Genomic DNA, 23551 nt, shown 5'->3' with positions numbered 1-23551 from the left:
CTGTATTGCAAGCCCCGTGCCACACGGTAAACCTCAATGAAATCAACAAGTTAGCGAGTCGATCGGTAGTTTTTGGTGTCCAACCTGTCGCCGTTCGGCGACAACTTGCCGCCACACTTTCCCAAGTGCTTGATTTGAAAAGGAAATTTCCTGTCGCTATTCGGCGACAGGCCCGTCGGAGCGGAAAAGCCCCGGATTCAGGCCGTTGCGCTGGAGCAGTCGGTAGAACTCGGTGCGGTTGCGGTCGGCCAGTCGTGCGGCATCCGCCACATTGCCGTCGGTGAGCTTGAGCAGGCCCACCAGGTACTCGCGCTCGAAGCGCTCCCGGGCCTGCGCATAGTTCAGCACTTCCATGCTGGGCACCCGCAGCGCGCGCTGCACCAGCGAGAGCGGAATCAGCGGCGAGGTGGCCAGCGCGCTGACCTGTTCCACCACGTTGTGGAGCTGGCGCACATTGCCCGGCCAGGAGGCCATGCTCAGCGCCTTGAGGGCGTCGGGCGCGAAGCCGTTGAGTCGCTTGTCGTATTTGGTCGCCAGCCGGTTGAGGAAATGCTGGGCCAGCAGCGGAATGTCCTCACGCCGATCGGTCAGCGTGGGCAGGGTGAGGCTGACGACGTTGAGTCGGTAATACAGGTCCTCCCGGAACTGGCCTTCGGCCATCGCCGCATCCAGGTCCCGATGGGTGGCCGACAGGATGCGCACATCCACCGGCACCGAGGCATTGGCGCCGACCGGTCGCACCTGATGCTCCTGCAGCACCCGCAGCAGCTTGACCTGCAGCGGCAGCGGCATGTCGCCGATCTCATCGAGCAGCAGGGTGCCGCCATCGGCCGCCTGGAACAGGCCGCGATGGTTGCTGAGCGCGCCGGTGAAGGCGCCCTTCACATGGCCGAACAGTTCGGATTCGAGCAACGGCTCCGGAATCGCGCCGCAATTGACCGCCACGAAGGGGCGGTCCGCCCGCGGGCTGGCCGCATGGATCGCGCGGGCCAGCAGTTCCTTGCCGCTGCCGCTTTCGCCGCGGATCAGCACGCTGGCCTGGGACGAGGCGACCAGCTTGGCCTCCGCCAGCACCTCGGCCATCACATTGGACCGGCTGACGATGGCCTCGCGCCAGGCGGAATCGCCGCCCTGCGCCTGGGCCGGCCCTTGCGGCGCGGTGAGCGCGAGCGCCTGGGCAATGGTCTCCAGCAGGGCCCGGCCGTCGAAGGGCTTGGTGAGGTAGGTGTAGACGCCGCGTGCGGTCGCGGCCACCGCATCGGGAATCGTGCCGTGGGCGGTGAGCAGGATCACCGGCAGGGCGGGATGGCGTTCGCGGATGGCGTCGAACAGGGCCAGGCCGTCGATGCCGGGCAGCTGCACGTCGCTCAGCACCAGGGCTGGTCGCTGCACGGCGAGTTGGGTCAATGCGGCCTCGGCACTGCCCACCGCAGTGACGTCGTAGCCCGCGGCTTCCAGACGCATCGACAGCAGCTTCAGCAGATCGGCATCGTCATCGACCAGCAGCAACCGCGCACCGGTCATGGCGGGCGTCCGCGCGGCGGGTGTGGCCGGCGTCGCCGAGGACTTCGATGGCGCGTTCATGGCTTGTTGGTCCCGCCCGCGCTGGCACCGGCGGCGGGCGTGGGCGGCGTGCCGGAGCGTGGCGCATTGAGGCTGCGCTCGATGGCCTTGAGCGCCTCCAGCTTCTGATTGGACTGGTCCAGCCGGCGTTGCACCTCGCGGGTTTGCTGGTTCTGCTTGTCCAGCAGGTCCTCCAGCCGGCGTTGTTCCGCCAGACGATCCGCCAGCAACTGGGCCAGCGGGCGCCACTCGGGGGCGCGGGGGTCGCGCATCACCTGGTCCAGCAAGGACTGGGCACGGGCCAGTTCGCCGCTGCCGTGGCTGGTCATCAGCGCCAGTGCGAGCGGCACGGCGGCGGGCGGCGGCAGGGCGCCGTCGTCGCGCGGGGCGACTTCCAGTTGCAGCTCGGGCGGCGGCAACTGCCGCAGGCGCTCGTGATAGGCCAGCAGGCTGCGCGCGGCCGCGTCGGCGGGCTGGACCACCGGCACCTCGACGGGCACCTCGATGTGGATCTCGCGAATGATGGTCTTGGGTGGCAGCGGCGCGCAGCCGGTGCCCAGCACCGCGCAAGCCGCCAGCGTGGCGAGCGCGGTCGCCCGGGAGGCGTTGCCGATGGCGCGGCGCGGGAGCGGATCAGGCGGGGTGGACTGCATGGGGAACACGGACCTCAGGACGTCACGGTGGGGAGCGTGGGATGAGCAGATGGCAGGCGGATTCTGAAGTGCGCGCCGCGCTCGGAGGGCAGCAGCTCGATCTGCCCGCCGTGGGCGGCGATGTACTCGTTGACGATGGACAGACCGATGCCGGTGCCGCGCAAGGCGTCCTCCGGCTGACGTTCACCGCGGAAGAACGGCTCGAAGATCCGGTCGCGGTCCGCCGGCGCCACCCCGGGGCCCTCGTCGGTCAGGTCGATCAGCAAATGGCCGTCCTGATGCGACAGGGCAAAGTGGATGCCGCCGCGCGGCGGGGCGAAGCGTATCGCGTTCGACAGCAGATTGCCCAGCGCCACGCCCAGCTTGGCCGGATCGACCGCGGCCTCCATCGGGCCGCCGGTGATGTCGATGCGCAGGTCGCGGGCCTGCCACTGCAGGCGCTGGCTGTCGACGGTGTCGCGGATCAGCTCGGCCAGTTCGGTGGGATGGCGCTCCAGTCGGCGCGCTTCAAAGGCGGCGGCATTGAAACGCAGCAGATCTTCGATCTGGCGCTGCAGCACGGCGGTGTTGTCGCGCAGGATGCGGGTGACCTCGCGCTGCTTGGGCGTGAGCGTGCCGGCCACCTCATCTTCCAGCAGCGCCACACCTTCGCGCAGCGCGGCCAGCGGGGTCTTCAGCTCGTGGGAGACATGGCGCAGGAAGCGGGCCTTGTCCGCATCCAGCTCGCCCAGGCGCAGTCGCAGCCAATCCAGCCGTTGGCCGAGCGAGCGCAAGTCTTCCGGGCCGGGAATGTCGATCGGCTCATCCAGCCGGTTCTCGCCCAGTCCGACGATGGCGTGCTCCAGGCGGCGCAGCGGCCGCGTCAGCCAGATGCCGAAGGTGAGCGACAACAGCACCGACAGGCCGATCGCCCCCAGCACCTGCTGGCCGAGCTTCACGCGGCCGTTCTCCAGCTGATCCTGCAACGAGCCATTGCTGGCTTGTGTGTGCTGGCGCACGTTGTCGGCCAACTGGGTGGTGAGGGCACTGAGATCACGGAAACGGGCGGTGAGGTCGGCCTCGCGGCGCCGGGCCGGTCCGCCACGGGTGGCGGTGTCCAGCAGGGCGCGGATGTCCTGCAGCTTGGCCTGCCAGGCGTCGACTGGCGCGGGATCGAGCGGCTGGGCGCGCAGCTGGCGCAGCAGCCGTTCGGCGTCGCCGGCATCGTCCTCGAAGCGCTGACGCAGGCTCTTGTCTTCCAGCACCAGGTACTGCCGCGCGGCGCGCTCCATGCCGACGCTGCGTTCGGCGAGTTGCTGCACCTCGCCACTCATGCGCGCGGCACGCAGGATGGCCTCGCGGCCCTGCGAGGTGAGGCGTTCGAGCGTGAGCAGGCCGCCCAGCGAGGCAGCGGCGAGCAGCCCGGCGATCAGCAGGAAGCCGACCAGCAGGATCTGACGAAAGGAGATGCGGGGAAGTCTGAACATCCGGCGGCGGCGACTAGGCGCGGGTCGGGCCCGTGGCGGCCCGTCGCGCAAGGCCGGATGCCGGGAACACTCCTCGGCGGGGCGGCGTGGACATGGCGGGCAGTGTAGCCCTGGGCGCGAAATGCCGTGAAGCGGACGGTCTCAACCGCAGCCCAGTGGATGCGATGGGGCGCCATGAATCAAGCGGAGGCCCGATGCCATCGAGCCTCCGCCGCTTCTCGTCGTTGTGACCAACTGTTTATCGCCCTGCGCGCATGCACCCTGCGGGCGGCGCCAGGGCGCCCGACATCACGTCGGGCGACGACGATCAGCCCTGCACGCGGTACTGGTCCGCAATCGCCACGCCTTCCATCGCCGGATCGCTGACCGACGGGGCGCCGGTTTCGATGTGGCCGGCGAAGCGACGCAGGAAATCGCCCTGCCCGGCCACGCGCAGCGAGACGTCATACCAGTGCGCGCTGGTCGCCACCGGGATGCGCAGCACGCTGCTGCTGCGCGCCGGCACCTGGATGGACTGCGCCGGCACCTGGCGGTACTTGTTGTGGACCAGGGTGAAGGTGGCTGCGACCGGGCCGGTGTTGGTCAGCGTCAGCTGCAGTTCGCCGGCGGCGGCATCGGCCTTGGCGATCACGTCCGGATTGGGCTGGGCCGCGGCTGCAGCGCGGCGCGCGTTGCCGGCAATGTGGCGATGGAAGCCGTTCGGGCCCAGCACCCACAGGTCGTAGGCGCCGGAGGCCTGCGGCGTCCAGGTGCCGGTCAGTTGCTTGCCGGCCTCGACGGTGTAGCGACGCGGAATCTCCGACAGACGCAGCCGGTCGTAGACATGGAAGACCGCCGCGGCCCGACCGGTGTTCTCGAAGGTGATGTCGAGCTTGGTGCCGCCCAGCGCCGCATTGGGCGTGATGCGGGCGCGGGTCTGCAGGTCATAGGGCAACGCCCGCGCCGGCCGCACGCCGGATTGCTGACGTGGCAGCTGCAGGCTGGTCGGGACCGGCGGCGTGGAGGTGCCGGGAAGCGCCCGCGCGCGGTTGGCCAGCGCCACCGTGGTGGGCAGACGGGAGAAGAACTCGCTGTCCTCCGGATCGGCGAAGTTGAAGCAGGACGTCAGATCGCCGGCCACCGCACGCCGCCAGGCGCTGATGTTGGGCTCCATCACGCCGAAGCGGGCTTCGACGAAGCGCAGCACCGAGGTGTGGTCCGCCACCTGCGAATTGACCCAGCCGCCCTTGCTCCACGGCGACACCACATACATCGGCACCCGCGGGCCCATGCCGTAGTTGCGATGCAGGTAGGTGGGCGAGGAGCCGTTGAGGATCTCGTGATATTCGCCGGTGGTGTCGACGGTCGAGGCGCCGGCCAGCACGGCCTTGGCCGGATCGGCATCCCAGGTGACGTAGGACGGGGCGGCGGGCGGCGGCAGGTGGTCGAAGAAGCCGTCGTTCTCATCGAAGTTGATGAACAGCACCGTCTTGCTCCAGACCTCCGGGTTCGAGGTCAGCGCATCCAGCACCTTGGCGGTGTAGTCCGCGCCCTGGGCCGGGCTCGACGGTCCGGGGTGCTCCGAGCCCTCGGCGGTCGCGACCACCCAGGACACCTGCGGCAGGCGGTTGTTCAGCACGTCGGCCTTGAGCAGGTCCAGATCGCGGGTGGAGATGCCGCGGTCCTTCAACACCTGGGAATAGCCGGGACGCAGATACCAACCGTCGCGGAAGACCTTGAAGCCGGCCAGCGAGTTGTCGGTGAAGTTGTCGTCCATGTTCTGGTAGACCTGCCAGCTCACGCCTGCGGCTTGCAGGCGCTCCGGGTAGGTGGTCCAGGTGTAGTCGTCGGCCGGGTTCGCATTGAACCAGTCGTGGCTGTTGTCGGTGGACGGGCCGTTGCCCTTGCGCAGCGGATCGTTGGTGCCGGTCCACAGGAACAGGCGGTTGGTGTTGGTGCCGGTCTGGGTTGCGCAGTGGTAGGCGTCGCACAAGGTGAAGGCATTGGCCAGGGCGAATTGGAACGGCAGATCCGCTTCCTGGAAATGGCCCATCGAATGGTTCTGCTTGGCCTTGGGCCAGGCGTTCATCCGGCCATGGTCCCAGGCGGCCTGGGCATCGGTCCAGGAGTGCGGTGTGCCGCTGATCCGCATGAACGCGAAGTTCTGCGTGGTGTTGAGCGGGAACGGGGCAATGACCGGCGTCGCGGTGCCGGCGACGGTGGGCTGCACCCACACATTGCGGCCCTGGATACCGCTGCTGTCGGCGACGGGCGCCGGGAAGGGATCGCCGAAACCGCGCACGCCGTTGAGGGTGCCGAAGTAGTGGTCGAAGGACCGGTTCTCCTGGGTCAGGATCACGATGTGTTCGACATCCTTGATCGTGCCGGTGCGGCGGTTGGCCGCAATGGAGAGCGCGCGGGCGATGGCGGGCGGGAAAGCGGTCATCGCGGCGGAAGCGCCTGCGGCGCTGGCGACGGCGCGCAGGAAATGGCGACGGGGCGGCTGTTGATGCTGCGTCATGGGGTCATCCTTGTGCGTGCGGGGACGCGGGTCGGAGGGCGGCGGTGCGCATCGAACGCGCGGGTCGTCGCCGAGGCGGAAGTGGCTGGGCCTGGACGGGGTGCGCGAGTCAGTCGACGCGGCGACGGCGCATGAACAGGCCGACGAGGCCCAGGCCGGCGAGCGCCAGCGCGCCGGTGCCGGGTTCGGGCACGGCGCTGGTGAAGCTCAGGTCGTCCATGACGAAGTTCGCCGGATCATTGCTGCGGAAGACCAGGCGATCGACCGCGCCGCTGTAGCCGCTGGCGAGGAAGGTGGGGGAATCGCTCAGGTCCAGCGTCGAGGTCGAGCCCACGCGCGTGCCGCCGTAATAGAGGTCGATGGTGATGGACACGCCCTGGTAGCCGGCGAACCAGGCGCCGCTGAAGACGCTGGCGGTGGTGAAGCCGATGGCGCTGGTGTCGGCGCTGCCGTCCCAGCCGAGGGTGGCGCGATGGTCACCGGAATGCGGCGTGAACGGGGCTTGTTCGCCGGCGTACTGGAACCAGCTGCTCGCCGACCAATCGAGGCCGCCGTAGTTGACTGGCACCAGACCGTCGCTGCCGAGGTCGTCGAAGGTCAGCACGGTGGCCGAGGCCAGCGGTGCGGCGAGGGTCAGGCCAAGGGCCAGGGTGAACGGCACCAGGCCGGCGAGGCGGCTGAGGCGGGCGAAGGGCTTGCGCATGGGGACTCCTGAAGCAGATCGAGGGGCCGCCGGGCGCGCATGCTGACGCGCGAGGGTCAGCTCATGCAGGCGGCGAACTAGTCGATGTTCAGCGCCTGGTTTGACAGTGCGGTGAAGCTGCGGTGTCAGCGGCGGTGCGTCGGGATGGCCGCGACGGGGATGTCGTGGGAAGCAGGGGCGTGTCGTGGGAATGACGTCAAGATGTCATCCGACGGTGGGTCGAAGTTGGCTGGAGTAGGAGGTCCGGCGGCGATGTCCGAGGTTTCGCAAAGTCTTGACCCCCAGGCGAATCCTGGATGCCATCGGTCTCGCTAAATTGATCAGCCTTTGCTTCAACAAGGTCGGTGTGTATGAGATTTCCGGAATTCATCCCTGCCGTGGCTTGGGACATCAACGACCGCCCGCGTTGTCGTGGTCCATGGCGCCTGGCCGTGCAGGTCGCGCAGAGGTGGCTTGACGGCGCGGCTCCGCCGTGTGGCTCACTGGCACCCACCATCGATTTGCACGGCGCGCGCGCTGGCTCGCCCAGCAAGTGCCGCCACGCACCGGATGACCTTGCATGAACCGCGCGGATTTCCCAGCGCCTGAAGCCATCACGCTCCGGATAGCCACCGTGCGCGGCCAGCGCGTTCTGTTGGACGCCGATTTGGCAGCACTCTATGACGTTGAGACCAAACGATTCAACGAGGCCGTGAAGCGCAACATGAACAAGTTTCCGTCTGATTTCATGTTCCAGCTCTCTGCGGATGAGTGGCAGGCTCTAAGGTCGCAATCTGCGACCTTAGACATCACATTCGATGGACGCGGCAAGCATCGGAAGTACCTGCCCTATGCCTTTACCGAGCATGGCGCCATCATGGCCGCAAACTTGCTGTCCAGCGCCCGTGCCGTCGAAGTCGCCGTTTTCGTGGTTCGGGCCTTCGTGCAACTGCGCGAATGGGCCGCGACGCATGCGGATCTCGCACGGCGACTCGAGGAACTGGAGGAGAAGACCGAAGGCCTGGAGCAGAGCCATGGCCAATTCCGCCACAACACGCGTCTTCAGCTGAAGCAGGTGATCGAGACCCTGCGTGAGCTCATGACCCCACCGGATCCTCCCAAGCGGCCGATCGGTTTCGTCACACACGACGACAAGGACAAGTCGCAACAAGATGCTCAGAACACATCGAGCTGGTGATGGCGGCTCATCACTTCCAGAGGGTCAACTGCGGACATCGACTGGGACCTCACACATGAACGAACGTCACTCGCATGAGACGTTCCTGAAACAGCCAAGGATCACGGGGCTGCTCCATGGCGTCGGCGGGCGAAGATCTTCGTCAATGCGTCTGATCAGGGAGACCGTCCGCTGTGCTGCGCGTGCTAGGAGGATGCTCGCCCCGCTCGCAGTGGCATCGGTCCGCCTATTCCGCCCGACGAGCCATCTCACTTGGCACGGCCCACTCCTTCAGGCGATCGCCCGCGCCAGATTCCCCCGCGCCCGCACCTCCAGTCGTGCGCGCAAGTCCGCCGTGCTGTAGATCACCGGCCGATCCAGAAAGCGCCGCAGGATCTGCCTGCGCTTGTGGCGGAAGATCAAGCCCGGCACATGCGCGTATTCCTCGCAGATCTGGCGTTCATACTCGTCGAAGCGGGTCGTGTCGGCGCCCAGGATGGCCAGGTCGATGTCGACCAGCACCTGTTCGTCCAAAGTCACCGGCTCACGGGTATGCAGCGTGACCCACACCAGATCCCGCACCCGTTGCACGGATTCCCGAGCGACCCCCGCCGCCCCGAGTGCCTGTTCGGCCCAGGCCGCGCTGCGCGCTTCGTTGTCGCCACCGCGGAGCTCGTAGATTGCGTCGTGGAACCACAGCGCCATCTCGACTTCCGCCGGATGGGGTGGGAGATCGCGAACCTCGTCGAACAGGTTCAGGCATTCCTCGAGGTGCTGCTGCGTGTGGTACTTGCGCTGTGGCTCGGCGTAGCGCGCCAGCAGCGTATCGCGCAGGTCATGACCGTGGCCGGTGGCGCCCAGGGCGGTCCAGGCGCGCGTCCAGGAATCGACAAAGCGCGGTGTCATCCCGGCCCGAGCAGGAAGAACGGTACGGCGACCAGCACCGAGGCCGCAATGGCCACGACCACGAAGCCGAAGAAGCGGCCCACCGCTCCCAGTCGCTCGCCCGCAGGACGGCTGCGCAGCAGATAGACCGGTATGCCCACCACCGAGCACACGATCACCAACCCGGACAGCATGACGCCCACCCGGTGTTGCCGCGCCTGGGCGTCCCGACGCAGCCAGAGGTAGGCGACCAACGCCATGACCACGGCGTAGGCGACATCGAGTGCCCGGGACGGCGCCATGCCGCGCCAGTCGGCCAGACCATCCATCAGGCCCATGACCACGGCCAGAAGCAGCAGGAGGGCGAGGGCGCGACGGGTCGTCATGCGGTGAGGCGGCGAGAGGAATTCATCGGCGTGGAAGCTGGTCGGTATCGATGTCCACGAACTGCCAGAACATCTGATTGAAGTAGGGACGGCGATAGCCGCTCAACCAGGGTTGGCTGATGTCGGTGACATAGCGGTGCACCCGGAATTTCTGCGGCATGTAAGCGGTCAGCAGCTTCTGCGCCTCGCGCAGCAGCGCCAGCCGTTCCGGACTGTCGGGCATGACCAGCATGCGGCGGTACAGCTCATCGAAGCGCTCGAGCTTGAATCGGCCCAGGTTCTGGCCACCGGCCGCCGGGCCGTACATCAGCTCCAATCCCAGTTGCGCGTCCGGCGTGGAGCTGTTGAAGCCCAGCTGCCAGATCTGCAGCTGCGCCGCGCGGGCCGCCTTGAGGTTCTCCGGCCACTGGCCCATGCGGATCTTGAGCTTCACGCCCAGGCGGTCCATGTCGCGCTTCCACATCTCGTCGTAGGGCTTGGAGCGGGAGTCCGGCTGCGAGGCGTATTCGATGACCAGCGGGCGGCCATCGGGCAGGTCGCGCCAGCCATCGCCGTCCTTGTCGACATAGCCATAGAGGTCGAGCAACGCCTTGGCGCGGGCCAGGTCGAAATCGCTGTTCTCGGTCTTGAGGTCCTCGTCATAGCCCCAGGTCATCGGCGCGACCACCGTCTGCGCCGGCACCGCCTGATGGTGCCGCACCTGCGCGATCTCGGCCTCGATGTCGGTGGCCAGGCCGATGGCGCGGCGCAGGGCGACCTTCTCCGGCGTGTAGCCGCCCACCACCGGGTCTTCCATGTTGAAGTAGTACATCGTGCGGTCGCTGGCCAGCACACGGTGCAGGTGCATGCCCTGCTTGGCCAGGTTGGGCGCCAGCTTGCCGTGTGGCATGGCCACATCGGCGTATTCCTCCGGCAGGGTGAAGATCAGATCGAATTCGCGGTTGAGGAAGGACAGCCAGCGCGGCTGGCTTTCGCCAATGATGCTGATCTCGACCGCATCCACCATTGGCAGCCGGCGGCCCTTGTAGCGGGCCAGCAAAGCCTGGCCTTCGACATCATCCGGATTGGGTTGGGCGTCGTAGCGGATCTCGCGGAAGTCGGGATTGCGCACCAGCCGGATCAGCGAGCTGCGGCGCCAGCGCTCCAGCTTGAACGGGCCGGTGCCGACCGGATGCTCCATGATCCGGTCGCCGTAGCGCTCCACCACCTCCCGGGCCACGGCGCCGTAGGTGTCGCCGCCCGCCAGGTTGTAGATGAAGCGCGGCCGCGCCTGCTCCAGCCGGAACTGCAGCGTGTAGCGATCCAGCGCTCGCAGGCCGTCGATCGGCTTGTCGTAGTTGAAGGGCTTCTTGGTTTTCAGCGCTTCGTCGCGCAGCGCCTGCAGGCCGATGATTCCTTCCTGTCGGAAGGACGAATACAGCGGCGACTTCACTGCGGGATCGAAGAATCGCTTGAGGCTGTAGACGTAGTCCTCTGCCGTCAGTTCCCGCACGCGACCGCCGAAGGCAGGATCGTCGGCGAACCGGATGCCGGGCCGCAGCCGGATGGTCCAGGTGCGGAAGTCGTCCGAGACTTCCGGCATCGCAGCGGCGGTGTTGGGCAGCAGCTTGAAGGGACGGGCCAGGTAGTCGTAGTTGTAGAGCGATTCGAAGATGTGGGCCGTGATGATCCGCGAATACAGATCGCTCAGCTGCGCAGGATCGAAGCCGGTCTCCGCGACCAGAAAGGCGTATCGCAGCACCTTCTCCGGCTGGGCCGCTGGGACGGTGCCGGACGCGGGGGCGATGGATGACGGTGTCGCTGGGGGAGACGAGACCGCCGCGGTTGTTGAGGTTGTGGCGCCCGGTGCGACGGCGGCCTGGGCCACCGGAACGCTGGCCGCAGGAGCCTCGCCCGCGCCGGCTGCTCGCGCGCCACCGGGCGTCGCGGTGAGCAGCGCCAGTGCGAGCGTGCCGATCGTGGAGACAAACGTAGGCAGACGCATGGCGTGATGGAGGCTGAGGCTAGTGGGTGGTGACCGGGGCGACGGTGGCGGCGGTGCCGGTGGCGTTGACTGTGGCGGCGCTGTGGGACGCGGCGAGCTGTTCGCCTGGCGCGACGATATCCACATATTCCCACCAGTTCTGCCAGAAGGCCCCGCGGCGGAAGCCGATCAGCTCCGGCCGGGCGATGTCGGTGATGAAGCGATGGCCGCGGTACTTGTAGGGCAGGTAGGCGGTGGCGATGCGCTTGGTCTCCAGGAAGACGGCCTCTCGCTCGGGGCCGTCCGGCAGGTGACTGGCCTCCTCATAGAGCTTGTCCAGCGCGGGCAGGCGGAAGCGGGCGTAGTTCTGACCGTTGATCTGGCTGCTGTACATGCGGGCCAGGGAGTCCTGGCCATCGGGCTTGGAGGCCGAGGTGGCGAGCGACCACATGGTGAAGCGGCCGCCCCGCATCGCCTTCAGGTTCTCCGGCCACTTGCCGGTCTTGAAGCGCAGCCGGATGCCGATGGCGGCGAGGTTCTTCTGGTAGATCTCGTCGATCTGGCGCTGGAAGGCTTCCGGCGTGGTGAGGCTTTCGATGATCAGCGGCTGGCCATCGGGCAGGTCGCGCCAGCCGTCGCCGTCCTGGTCGACATAGCCGTACAGGTCCAGCAGCGCCTTGGCCCGAGGGGGGTCATAGTCGCCAATCTCGCTTTTGAAGCTGGCGCTGAAGCCGGTCGTGTTCGGCATGTAGAGCGATTGCGCGGTGATCGCCTGGCCGCGCCGGGCCACCCTCAGCTCGCGGCCCACGTCCATGGACAGGCTGATCGCGCGGCGCAGCGCCACCTTCTCGGCCGTATAGCCGCCCACGATCGGGTCTTCCATGTTGAAGACGGTGAACAGCACGTCGGAAGCCAGGGTGCGATAGCCCTTCATGCCCTGCTTGGCCAGGTTGGGCGCGATCCGGCCCTGCGGCATGGCCTGGCTGATGAAGTCTTCCGGCACCCGCTCGATGTAGTTGAACTGGCCGTTCAGGAAGGACAACCAGCGCGGCTGGTTCTCCTCGATCACGCTCACTTCGACCCGGTTCACCATCGGCAGCCGCCGTCCTTTGAAGCGCGCCAGCAGCGCCTGGCCTTCGGCATCGCCGGGGGCGGGATGGACTTCCTGCTCATAGAAGCGCTCCCGATAGGCCGGATTGCGCTCCAGCACGATCAGCGAGCTGCGGCGCCATTGCTTCAGCACAAACGGGCCGGTGCCGACCGGATGCTCCATCGAGGCCCCGGGATAGGCCTCGATCACTTCGCGGGCCACGGCGCCGTACAGATCGCCCTGGGCAAAGGTCTCCATCAGGCGCGGACGCGTTTCGCGCACCCGGAACTGGAGGGTGTAGCGGTCCAGCGCCTTCAGGCCGTCGATCGGCTTGTCGTAGTTGAAGGGCTTGCCGCTCTTGCGCACTTCCGCGCGGTACTCGGACAGCCCGATCAGGCCCAGCTCCTCGACCTCGCTCCACGACGGCGCATTCACCGCCGGATCCGCGAACCGCTTGATCGCATAGACATAGTCCGCGGCGACCAGCTCGCGCGGCTGACCCTTGAAGGCGGGATCGTCGGCGAAGCGGATGCCGGGCTTCAGCCGCACTGTCCAGGTCTTGTAGTCGTCGCTGATCTCGGGCGCGGCGGCGGCGGTCAGGGGCCGCAGCTGCGCCGGACGGGCGAGGTGGTCGTAGACGTACATGCCCTCGAAGATGTGGGGCGTGATCATCCGCGAGTAGAGGTCGGTGATCTTGGCTGGATCGAAGCCGGTCTCCGCCTGGCGCAGCGCAAAGCGCAGCACCTTGGGCGGATGCGCCGCGACCTCGGCCGAGGCCACGCCACCTGGCGCCGCGACGGCCGCCGGGGCCGTCCCTTCGGCAAGCACGAGCCACGCCGGCGTCAGCAGGCCCGCACCCAGCAGAGCGGCGCGCAGCAGGCGCAGGGGAGCGGAGCATCGGGCGTTCATCGCGGGATCCAGTCTGTGGCGAGTGGGAGCGGTCGGGGCGGGGCGGTATCGACGAGGCGTGATCGACGAGGCGAGATCGGGGTGGCGCGGTGAGCAGCCGCGCTTACTTCACCTGGGCGCGCTGGAAGGCCTCGGTGTCGATGTCGACATAGGTGTAGAAATCGCGCTGGTAGAGGTTCTTGTCGTAGCCTACGACCCACGGCTGAGTCATGTCGGTGAAGATGCGGTGCACATGGACCTTGTAGGGCATGTAGGCGATCAGCAGGCGCTGGGCCCGGTCCATCACCGCCCGGCGCTCGGGACCGTCGGGCAGGCTGTGCTGCTGACGGTAGAGCGCATTGAACTCGGGCAGGTCGAAGCGGGCCTTGTTGGACTGACCCTTGCTGCCCACATAGCCCAGGCCGAGGAAGTTCTCGCCATCGGGCACGTCCGCGCTCCAGCCCATGCCCCACATCTGCAGCTTGCCGGCGTTGGCGGCCTTGAGGTTCTCGGGCCACTTGGCGATCTTGAAGCGGATCCGGATGCCCAGGGCGTCCATGTTCTTTTGCCAGAGTTCCGAGAGCTGGCGCTTCTGGCCGTCCGGCTCGGTGGCGTATTCGATGACCAGGGGGCTGCCGTCGGGCAGGTCGCGCCAGCCGTCGCCGTCTTTGTCGACATAGCCGTACAGGTCCAGCAGCGCCTTGGCGCGGCCGCGGTCGAACTCGCTCATCTCCGACTTGAACTGCTTGTCGTAGCCGGTCACGCCCGGCGAGATGATGCCCTGCGCGGGGATCGCCTGGTTGCGGCGCGGCAGGCGGATCTCCTGCTCGAGGTCGATGCCCAGGGCGATCGCCCGGCGCAGCGCGATCTTGTCGGCGGTGTAGCCGCCCACCACCGGATCTTCCATGTTGAAGTAGGAGATCGCCACATCGGCCCGCTCATAGCGCACCGCCTGCACGCCCTCCTTCGCCAGATTGGGCGCGAGCTTGTTCTGCGGCATGCCGATGGGTGCGAACTCCGCCGGCAGGTCGTCCAGCATGTCGAATTCCTTGCGCAGGAACGACAGCCAACGCGGCTGGCTTTCCTCGATCACCGCGATCTCCACGCGGTCGACCATCGGCAGCTTGCGGCCCTGCAGACGGCGCGCCGCCTCGATCAGCTCGGGGCGGCCGGTCTTCGGCACCTCTTCCTGGTAGCGCAGCTCGCGGAAATTGGGGTTCTTCTCCAGCACGATGCGCGATGATCGCCGCCATTCCGCCAGTTGCCAGGCGCCGGTGCCGACCGGGTGTTCCATGATGCGGTCGCCGTAGAACTCAACCACCTCCCGCGCGACGATGCCCACCATCGGGTCGGCGAAGTGATAGAGCAGCCGCGGGTCGCTGTTGGCCACGCGCAGCTCGACGGTGTAGCGGTCCAGCGCGCGCAGGCCTTCCACCGGGCGGTCGTAGTCGAACGGGGTCTTGTTCTTCAGCGCTTCGGCACGGACGTCCGACAGGCCGAGGATCTTGGCGCCTTCGAAGCGATAGAGATGGCCGCTCTTGATCCGCGGGTCGTAGTGGCGCTTGATCGAATAGATCAGGTCCTGCGCGGTGAGTTCACGGCGCTTGCCCTTGAACGCAGGATCGTCGGCGAAGTAGATGCCCTGCTTGAGCCGGAAGACGAAGCGCTTGGCATCGTCCAGCACCTCGGGCATGCCGTCGGTGACGGCCGGTTCCAGCCGGTAGGGACGCGCCAGATAGCTGAAGCGCAGCGGCGCATCGAAGATGCCGGCGGTGATGTTGCGCGAATACAGGTCGGTCACTTGCGCCGGATCGAAACCGGTTTCTGCGGCGCGGATGGCATAGCGCAGCACCTTGGGTGCGGCGGCCGTGGGTGTGGGGCTCTGGGCGGCGCCGTCGGCGGCGCGGGCAGGGAAAAGCGGAACCAGTGTCAGGGTCGCGGCCACGGTGGCCGCCAACGTGCGGAGCCGGGCCCATCCGGCGGCCCGTTGCTGGGCCGGAGTGCGTCGCATCAAGATGCCATCCTCGAAAAACAGGGGCGCGCCGCTCGTGACCGCGCGCGAAAGGAAACCTTCAGTCTAAAAGCCAGGCTCCGGACTGACCATGCCGGCAACCCTGCTCGTGGAGGGCGGTCGGCTCGCGGGGGCGAATTGTGAACCAAAGCGCTTGGCTCCTCCGCAGTCGATCTTCAGTTTTCTTCGATGGATTCAGGGCAAATGCCGGTGTTGGCATGGGATGTGCTCGCGTAGACTCGCGCGTGATTTGCTGATCCCCAGGCCCCGGCCGTCACAAGCGTCCGGGGTCTTGCTTTTGTCTGTTGTCCTTTGCCCGCACACGCCGGGCGAGGCGACGCTTGAATGGAGTTCCGCGGCAATGGCGGCTTACCTCGTCAGGCGCCTGTGGCAAATGATCCCCACCTTGTTGGGCGTCGTGCTGCTGGTGTTCTTCCTCTTCAAATGGTTTGGTGGCGATCCGGCCGAAGTGCTGGGCGGCCTCAACGCCAGTCCCGAACAGATCCAGTCCATCCGCGAACAGCTGGGCCTGGACAAGCCCACCTGGGAACAGCTGCTGATCTTCCTCAAGCAGATCGCCACCTTCGACTGGGGCAAGAGCTGGGCGACCAATGAATCGGTCGCCAACCTCTTCGCCACCCGCATGCCGGCCACGCTGACGGTGATGCTGCCGATCCTGCTGCTGGAAGTGCTGCTGGCGATCCCCTTCGCACTGGCCGTGGCCTACCTGCGCGGCAGCCTGACCGACCGCGTGGTGATGATGGTGACGACGATCGCGGTGTCGATCTCGCTGCTGGTCTATGTGATCGTGTTCCAGTACTTCTTCGCCTTCCGGCTCGGCTGGTTCCCGGTGCAGGGCTGGAGCGACAGCCTGTGGACCAACCTGACCACCTACGCCCCGCTGCCGGTGTTCGTCGCGGTGGCGGTGGCGCTGTCGCCCTACACCCGGCTGTACCGCACCTTCTTCCTCGACGAGATCGGCCATGAATACGTGCGCACCGCGCGCGCCAAGGGCCTGACCGAGAAGACCATCCTGCTCAAGCATGTGCTGCGCAACGCGATGATCCCGATCATGACCAACATCTCGGTGGCCTTGCCAGGGGTGTTCGTGGGCTCGTTCCTGCTCGAGGTGTTCTTCTCCATTCCCGGCCTGGGTCGCGAGATCCTGCTGGCGGTCAACCGCAACGACTACCCGGTCATCCAGGCGTTCGCGATCTACATCGCGGCACTGACCATGGTGGTCAACCTCATCACCGACTTGCTCTACAAGATGGTGGATCCGCGGGTGGTGCTGAAATGAAGACGCGCCTCTCTTCCCGCCTTCCTTCCCCCATTTCTTCCTGCGTTGCAGCGCTTCCCGCGCCCTGCCTGGTTTCTCTGGAGTTGTCGGTATGAGCAGCGTGATGACGACGGCGAGCGCGCCGGTGAAGTCGGGCGCACGGTCGCAAAGTGTCTGGGCCGCCTCCTGGCGCCGACTGCGGTCCGACAAGGTCGGCATGGGCGCGATGGCGGTGGTGATCCTGTCGCTGCTGCTGGTGGTGGCCGCCGGCCTGGGCCTGGTGGCCGGCGACTGGCAGCGTGAGACCGGCGTGCCCAATGCGCCGCCGACCTTCATGGGTCCCGCACCGGCCGAGAGTGCCGGCGCGATCGAACAGCCCAAGGGGCCGAATGTCGACCTGAGCGACATCGACCCGCTGGCGCCCAAATACGCCGAATGGGCCGAACGGTCCAAGCAGTACAAGACCGACGAAGCCCCCCGGGCGCAGACCCTGCCCTTCGGTGCCGACCGGCTGGGCCGGGACGTGCTGGCCAAGGCGGTCAAGGGCGCGGAGATCTCGATCATGGTGGGCCTGCTGGCGGCCGTGGTCGCCACGCTGATCGGCACGGTGCTGGGCGCGTTGTCGGGCTTTTACGGCGGCAAGGTGGGCGACTTCCTGGAATGGGTCTACAACGTCTTCACCGCGATGCCCAACATCCTGCTGATCTTCGCGTTTGCGGTGGTGTTCGGCCGCGGCGTGCTGCCGGTGGTGATGATCCTGGGCCTGGCGGGCTGGACCGGCATCTACCGGCTGGTGCGGGCCGAGTTCATGAAGCACTCGGTGCGCGAATACGTGCGCTCGGCCGAGGCCATCGGCGCCAGCAAGACCTCGCGCATGTTCAAGCACATCCTGCCCAACGTCTCGCATGTGGCGCTGGTGCAGCTCTCGCTGCATGTGGTGAGCTTCATCAAGAGCGAAGTGATCCTGTCCTACCTGGGCCTGGGCGTGAGCGTGGACCAGGTGTCCTGGGGCACCATGCTGTCCGAAGCCCAGGGCGAACTGATCCTGGGCTACTGGTGGCAGCTGGTCGCGGTGACCGGCTTCATGGCGGTGTTCGTGACCGCCTTCGCCCTGTTCACCGATGCATTGCGCGATGCGCTCGATCCCAAGCTGCGCGGCCTGGAATGACGGCCTCCCTCACTTGAGCGCCAAGGACGATTGATATGTTGCTGAGTATTCAAGACCTGAAGGTCGCCTTCCGCATGGGCAAGGTCAACGGCGAGATGCAGCGCTCGCTGGCAGTGAAGGGGGTCAGCTTCGACATCCCGGAAAACAGCACCGTGGCGCTGGTCGGCGAGTCGGGCTCGGGCAAGAGCGTGACCGCCATGTCCATCCTCAACCTGCTGCCGGACAATGCCGAACGCACCGGCCAGATCCTGTTCCAGGGCCGTGATCTGCTGAAGACGACGCTGCGCGAGCTGCAGTCCATCCGCGGTCGCGAGATCGCCTGCGTCTTCCAGGATCCGATGAGCTCGCTCAATCCGGTGTTCCCGGTGGCCGACCAGATCATGGAGCCGCTGATCAAACACCTGGGCCTGTCTCGCCGTCAGGCGCTGGTGCGGGCGGAGGAACTGCTCAACGAGGTCGGCATCCCTGATGCGAAGCGGCGCCTGAAGAGCTATCCGCACGAGATGTCGGGCGGGCAGCAGCAACGGGTGATGATCGCCGTGGCCCTGGCCTGCAGCCCCAAGCTGCTGATCGCCGACGAGCCCACCACCGCCTTGGATGTGACCATCCAGCGCCAGGTGATGGAGCTGCTGGCGCGACTCAAGGAGTCGCACAAGATGAGCATGCTGTTCATCTCGCACGACCTGGGCGTGGTGGGCGAGATCGCCGACCAGGTGGTCGTCATGCGCCACGGCGAGATCCGCGAGAAGGCGCCGGTGGCCGACATCTTCCATCAGCCGCAGGATGCCTACACCAAGGCGCTGCTGGCCTGCCGTCCGTCGCTGACCGAGAACCCCGCGCGCCTGATGGTCATCGACGACCACATCGCCGGCCGCGGCGCGCAAGGCATGGGCAAGGCCAAGGATCCGAATGCGCCGGTCATCCTGGAAGCCAAGGGCCTGCGCAAGAGCTTCTTCTTCAAGTCCGGCCTGTTCGGCAAGACCGAGTTCAAGGCGGTGAAGGGCGTGGACTTCCAGCTGCGCAAGGGCCACACCCTGGGCGTGGTCGGCGAGTCCGGCTCCGGCAAGACCACGATGGGCCTCACGCTGTTGCGCCTGCACGAGCCCACCGGCGGTGAGGTGCTGTTCGAAGGCCAGGACCTGCTGAAGATGTCCGGCCCGGACTGGCAGAAGATGCGCCGCCGCATCCAGGTGGTGTTCCAGAACCCGTATGCGTCGCTCAATCCGCGCTTCACCATCGCGCAGACGCTGCTGGAGCCGATGGAGATCCATCAGATCGGCGCCAGCCACGACGAACGCCTGGCCACTGCCAGCGCCCTGCTCAAGAAGGTCGGCCTGGACGAGTCCGCGCTGCCCAAGTACCCGCACGAGTTCTCCGGTGGTCAGCGCCAGCGTATCGCCATCGCGCGCTGCCTCACGCTGCAGCCGGAAGTGCTGGTGCTCGATGAAGCCGTCTCCGCGCTCGACGTCTCCGTCCAGGCCCAGGTGCTCAACCTGCTCAAGGACCTGCAGGATGAGTTTGGGCTCAGCTACATCTTCATCTCCCACGATCTGGCCGTCGTCAAGTTCATCTCCGACGAAGTGCTGGTGATGCAGCACGGCGATGTGGTCGAACAAGCCGACGCGCGAGCTTTGCTGGCTGCGCCGAAGGAGGACTACACACGTCGGCTGCTCGGTGCGGTGCCACGAGGCTACCAAGGTGCTGGGGCGGCGGCGGGCGCCGCGGTGGCCTGAGGCTGGGGCTGCTGGGGCTGGCCTCGTGGTTCTGGGTCGTGTGTCGAGGCTCCTCGATAGACCCCGGCCCTCCTCCTGGTCTCCCCCTTCCCCCACCGAGCAGGCTCAGCGGACCTGGGGTCTGTTTGCTCCATGTCCTCCTTCGGCTGCCTGTCGGCAGCCGAATTCCCCCTAATACTTCCGCAAACAGACCCCAGGTCCGCTGAGCCCCATCACCACCCTGCCTTCACCCCAAGGGTTCCCTACACCGTCCACAGACCTTCCCCAGACTGTCGCAGACCAACTCCCAAACCGTTCTCCAGACCTTTCGCTGGACCTTCCGCCGCACCTCCCCTGTGGCGCGCAGCGCCCGGGATATGCCCGTAGTGGCGTCGCCATTCGCGCTCACTACACTCGGAGGCTCCCAGTAGTGAGGTGAGTCCATGGCGTGGTTGATGCGCTGGCGGCAAGTGGCCGTCAGCCCTGAGCGGGCAGTTGCCCCAGATGAACGGTTGTCCTGGCCGCAGACGGCGGTCCTGGGCTTGCAGCATGTGGTGGCGATGTTCGGCGCGACGGTGCTGGCGCCGCTGTTGATGGGTTTCGACCCGAATGTGGCGGTGTTGATGAGCGGCGTGGGCACGCTGCTGTTCTTCGTGCTGGTCGGCGGTCGGGTGCCCAGTTATCTCGGCTCGAGCTTCGCCTTTATCGGCGTGGTGATCGCCGCCACTGGGTACTCCGGCAGCGGCCCGAATCCGAATCTGGCAGTGGCCCTGGGCGGCATCGTGGCCTGCGGGGTGGTCTACACCCTGATCGGCATGGTGGTGAGCGCCACCGGTGGCGCCTGGGTGGAGCGATGGATGCCGCCCGTGGTCACCGGTGCCGTGGTGGCGGTGATCGGCCTGAACCTGGCGTCGGTCCCGATCAAGAACATGGCGCCCACGCCCTTCGATGCCTGGATGCAGGCGATCACCTTCCTGAGTGTGGCGGCAGTGGCCGTGGTGGCCCGCGGCATGCTGCAGCGTCTGCTGATCCTGGCCGGTCTCATCCAGGCCAGCCTGATCTATGCGCTGCTGACCAACGGATTGGGGCTGGGCAAGCCGGTCGACCTGTCCGCCGTGATCGCCGCCCCGTGGTTCGGCTGGCCGCAGTTCATGGCGCCCCGCTTCGAGTTCCAGGCCATCGCGATGATCGTGCCGGTGGCGCTGATCCTGGTGGCGGAGAACCTCGGCCATCTCAAGGCGGTCGGCGCGATGACCGGCCGTGACCTGTCGCCCGACTATGGCCGCGCCTTCATCGGCGACGGTCTGGCGACCATCGTCAGCGGCGCATCCGGCGGCACCGGCGTGACCACCTATGCCGAGAACATCGGCGTGATGGCGGCCACCCGCATCTACTCCACCGCCGTGTTTGTCATCGCGGCGCTGATGGCGTTGCTGCTCGGCCTGTCGCCGAAGTTCGGCGCGTTGATCCAGGCCATCCCGCTGGCGGTGATGGGCGGGGTCAGCATTGTCGTCTTCGGGCTGATCGCGATCGCCGGCGCCCGCATCTGGGTGGATCATCAGGTCGATTTCCGCGATCCCCGGAATCTGATGGTCGCGGCCATCACCCTGGTGCTGGGCACCGGTGATTTCACGTTGAAGATCGGTGCGTTCTCGCTCGGAGGGATCGGTACCGCGACCTTCGGCGCCATCCTCCTCTACGCGCTGCTGGGGCGAGCACGCCAGTGAGCGGTGTCGGGCGGCCAGGGCCACCCGCCATCCGCAGCAGGAGAACGCGACGTCCTGCACGCTGGAGCGGGCCTTTCGCTCCGATGTGACGGTCACGGCAGGTACAACTCGGCATCAGCACACGATGAGCATGGTGAGGCGTCCGCGATCCGCAGAGCACAAGGCGCCGCCTGAGGCGCTCGGCGGTCAGCCGGGCGCCGGGCGGTGGACCTCGCTGTTTGTCTCCGGGTGGGGGATGGCGCTCGGCATGAGCATGGTCCTGACGCTCATGCCGCTGGCGGGTTGCGGCGATCGGCGGGAGGACGTCCCCGTCGCGGCGACCCAGGATCGTGCCCTGCGCAGCGAGCTCGAACAGCAGGAGCGGATCGGCCTGGCCCATCCCCAGGCGCATGCGCAGGCCTTGGCGCAGCTGGAAGCGAGCAGCCCCTTCGGCAGCGCCGAGCGCCTGGAAGCGATCAGTCAGCGGGCGGCCTTGCTGGCGCAATTGCGCGACCGCCCCGGCCATGAGGCGGCGGTGGAAAGTCTGAAGGCGTGGCCGGAGGCCTCGCCCATGCGCCGGCAGGTCCCGCTGGCCTTGATGCTGGCCCGGGCCCAGTGGCTCAAGGCCAATGGTGAACTGGGTGCGGGGGTGCGGCTACTGGGCAGCGGCCTGGGCGAGTTGGATGTGCATGGCGCCGACCCGGTGCTGCTGTGGCGCGCCACCCTCTTGCTGGGCTATCTGCAGAGTGACTACGGCGAGGTGGATGCCTCGGTCGAGAACGGCCTGAAGGCCCTGGAGCAAGCCCGCGCCCTGGGCTCGGCCTGGCGAACCGCCACCACCGAAACCACGCTGGCCTTCGCCTACTTCCGCAGCCAGCAGTTCGATCAGGCCCAGCGGATCGCGCAGGAGGCGCTGGTCGCTGCACAGCAGGATCCCGATCCGGTGCTGATGTACCAGGTCCACACGATGCGCGGCATCGTGCATTCCGTGGATGAGGACCAGCGCCTGACCCAGCAGGCCCGCGAGCAGGCGCTGCAGTACGCGCGCGAAGCCCAGGCGCCGGGCCTGCAGGCGCTGGCGCTGGGCAACCTCGCGGATTTCGAGCTGCGCCGGGACCACTTCGCCCGCGCGCTCACCCTGGCCGAACAGAGCATGGCGTTGGCCCGGGACGCCCACGACATCTCCACCGAAATCCTTGCCCGCCACAACATCGGCATCGCCAAGATCGGCCTGCGCCGGCTGGATGAAGGCAAGCGCGATGTGCTGCAGGCGATCACCATGGATGCCCAGCGCGAAGCCGGCAGCAACGCCGCCGATTCCTGGTTGGAGTTGGGCACCTACCTGGAGAAGGTCGATGACATCGCCGGTGCGGTCGATGCCTATCACCGGGGCCGGCAGTTCCAGGACACGGTGCTGCGGGACGTCACCCGCAAGACGGTGCTGGAAGCGCAGGCGCGCTTCGAGGACCAGCAGCGTCAGCTGGAGATCCGGCTGCTCAACCAGGACAACCACCTCAAGGCGGAACAGATCCGCAACCGCGATCTGCAGCTCAAGCTCTGGGCAGAAGTCGGGGGCTGCGTGCTGGTGTCCGGTGCGCTGCTGGCGCTGGCCTATCGGCGCATCCGACGCACCAATGCGGCGCTGGCGCAGACCAACGAATCACTGCGGGTGCAGAGCGAGCGCGACCCGCTCACCGGGCTGGCCAATCGCCGCCATTTCCAGCAGATCGTCGCCCATCGCGTCGAGCGCGGCGAAGGCCTGCGCGGCAGCCTGTTCCTGATCGACATCGACCACTTCAAGCGCATCAACGATCAATGGGGGCACGCCGCCGGAGACTCGGTGCTGATCGAGGTCGCACGTCGCCTGCGCAGCGTGCTCCGCGAGCAGGACCTGGTGGTGCGATGGGGCGGTGAAGAGTTCCTGATCCTGGTGAAGTCCGAAGACACCGAGGACGCCCGTCAGCTCGGCCAGCGGCTGCTGGACCAGATCGGTGACATGCCGGTCGACCACGGCCCGCTGCGCATTCCCATCAGCGCGTCGATCGGTTTCGCGAGCTTCCCGATCGCGCCACGCGATCTGACGCCCTCGTGGGAGCGGGCCATCGACCTGGCCGATACGGCCATGTACATGGCCAAGGCCCACGGTCGCAACAAGGCCTATGGGATCGCCGCCATGCGCTGCGAGGACCTGGAAGCGCTGCAGGCCTTGGCCGGCCGATTGGAGTCGGCCTGGCATCAGGGCCAGGTGGAGCTGGTCAGCCTGCTGGGGCCGACCCAAGGAGAACGGGCTTGAGCGGCCAGCGCGATCGCGCGTCGCAACCTGAGGTGTGGCCGTCACGCTGGCCATGCCGGCGGCAATCCCTGGGGGCGCTGCGGTCGCTGCGGTCGCTGCGGGCGCTGGGATCGTTCGGGGCGCTGACAG

At 67.1% G+C, this 23551-nt stretch carries 16 protein-coding genes; 6 read left to right on the top strand and 10 right to left on the bottom strand.

What is annotated here, in order from left to right; all coding sequences use genetic code 11:
- Positions 1 to 156: 156 nt before the first annotated feature.
- The 5 genes from N4261_RS25290 to N4261_RS25270 all read right to left on the bottom strand — a co-directional run bounded on the left by N4261_RS25290 (position 157) and on the right by N4261_RS25270 (position 6885).
- Complete coding sequence (locus tag N4261_RS25290) at positions 157 to 1524, bottom strand: sigma 54-interacting transcriptional regulator (RefSeq protein WP_261760847.1); 1368 nt, start codon at positions 1522 to 1524, stop codon at positions 157 to 159.
- A 56-nt stretch (positions 1525 to 1580) separates the two neighbouring features.
- Entirely contained in the window at positions 1581 to 2216 is a 636-nt protein-coding gene (locus tag N4261_RS25285; RefSeq protein WP_261758007.1) for a hypothetical protein, read from the bottom strand.
- Between the two features lie 14 nt (positions 2217 to 2230).
- Positions 2231 to 3682 carry a sensor histidine kinase gene (locus N4261_RS25280; protein ID WP_261758006.1) on the bottom strand — a complete coding sequence of 484 codons (1452 nt, stop codon included), beginning with the start codon at positions 3680 to 3682 and terminating at the stop codon, positions 2231 to 2233.
- Positions 3683 to 3989: 307 nt separating this feature from the next.
- Complete coding sequence (locus N4261_RS25275; RefSeq protein WP_261758005.1) at positions 3990 to 6182, bottom strand: phosphocholine-specific phospholipase C; 2193 nt, start codon at positions 6180 to 6182, stop codon at positions 3990 to 3992.
- 109 nt (positions 6183 to 6291) lie between these two features.
- On the bottom strand, positions 6292 to 6885 hold the full coding sequence (locus N4261_RS25270; RefSeq protein WP_261758004.1) for a PEP-CTERM sorting domain-containing protein: 594 nt from the start codon (positions 6883 to 6885) through the stop codon (positions 6292 to 6294).
- A 559-nt stretch (positions 6886 to 7444) separates the two neighbouring features.
- Between N4261_RS25270 and N4261_RS25265 the strand changes: the two genes are divergently transcribed.
- Positions 7445 to 8062 (top strand): ORF6N domain-containing protein, encoded by a 618-nt coding sequence (locus N4261_RS25265; protein WP_261758003.1) that lies wholly within the window; start codon positions 7445 to 7447, stop codon positions 8060 to 8062.
- A gap of 270 nt (positions 8063 to 8332) precedes the next feature.
- Here the strand turns inward: N4261_RS25265 and N4261_RS25260 are convergent, their stop codons facing one another.
- The 5 genes from N4261_RS25260 to N4261_RS25240 form a co-directional block, all read right to left on the bottom strand.
- Positions 8333 to 8947, bottom strand: a complete 615-nt coding sequence (locus N4261_RS25260) for an HD domain-containing protein (RefSeq protein ID WP_261758002.1) — start codon at positions 8945 to 8947, stop codon at positions 8333 to 8335.
- Positions 8944 to 9312 (bottom strand): hypothetical protein, encoded by a 369-nt coding sequence (locus N4261_RS25255; RefSeq protein WP_261758001.1) that lies wholly within the window; start codon positions 9310 to 9312, stop codon positions 8944 to 8946. The genes N4261_RS25260 and N4261_RS25255 overlap by 4 nt, the downstream gene beginning before the upstream one ends.
- Before the next feature lie 22 nt (positions 9313 to 9334).
- A complete protein-coding gene (locus tag N4261_RS25250) occupies positions 9335 to 11296 on the bottom strand; it encodes an ABC transporter substrate-binding protein (RefSeq protein ID WP_261758000.1) in 1962 nt (653 codons plus the stop codon).
- A 19-nt stretch (positions 11297 to 11315) separates the two neighbouring features.
- Entirely contained in the window at positions 11316 to 13274 is a 1959-nt protein-coding gene (locus N4261_RS25245) for an ABC transporter substrate-binding protein (protein WP_261757999.1), read from the bottom strand.
- Between the two features lie 103 nt (positions 13275 to 13377).
- Positions 13378 to 15264 (bottom strand): ABC transporter substrate-binding protein, encoded by a 1887-nt coding sequence (locus N4261_RS25240; protein WP_261757998.1) that lies wholly within the window; start codon positions 15262 to 15264, stop codon positions 13378 to 13380.
- 361 nt (positions 15265 to 15625) lie between these two features.
- Between N4261_RS25240 and N4261_RS25235 the strand changes: the two genes are divergently transcribed.
- From N4261_RS25235 to N4261_RS25215, 5 genes are all read left to right on the top strand, one after another.
- Positions 15626 to 16564 carry an ABC transporter permease gene (locus N4261_RS25235; RefSeq protein WP_261757997.1) on the top strand — a complete coding sequence of 313 codons (939 nt, stop codon included), beginning with the start codon at positions 15626 to 15628 and terminating at the stop codon, positions 16562 to 16564.
- 91 nt (positions 16565 to 16655) lie between these two features.
- Positions 16656 to 17711, top strand: coding sequence for an ABC transporter permease (locus N4261_RS25230; protein ID WP_261757996.1), 1056 nt, complete (start codon positions 16656 to 16658; stop codon positions 17709 to 17711).
- Between the two features lie 35 nt (positions 17712 to 17746).
- The gene (locus N4261_RS25225) at positions 17747 to 19444 is read left to right on the top strand and encodes an ABC transporter ATP-binding protein (protein WP_261757995.1); all 1698 of its coding nucleotides are present in this window, start codon (positions 17747 to 17749) and stop codon (positions 19442 to 19444) included.
- A gap of 422 nt (positions 19445 to 19866) precedes the next feature.
- Positions 19867 to 21150 carry a solute carrier family 23 protein gene (locus tag N4261_RS25220; RefSeq protein ID WP_261757994.1) on the top strand — a complete coding sequence of 428 codons (1284 nt, stop codon included), beginning with the start codon at positions 19867 to 19869 and terminating at the stop codon, positions 21148 to 21150.
- 247 nt (positions 21151 to 21397) lie between these two features.
- The gene (locus N4261_RS25215) at positions 21398 to 23422 is read left to right on the top strand and encodes a GGDEF domain-containing protein (protein WP_261757993.1); all 2025 of its coding nucleotides are present in this window, start codon (positions 21398 to 21400) and stop codon (positions 23420 to 23422) included.
- The last annotated feature ends 129 nt before the right edge of the window (positions 23423 to 23551 follow it).

Origin of the sequence: Roseateles amylovorans, from assembly GCF_025398155.2 — a bacterium.
GTDB lineage: Bacteria > Pseudomonadota > Gammaproteobacteria > Burkholderiales > Burkholderiaceae_C > Roseateles > Roseateles amylovorans.
The sequence above is the reverse complement of the archived record's forward strand: the minus strand, read 5'-3'. Positions and strand labels throughout refer to the sequence as shown.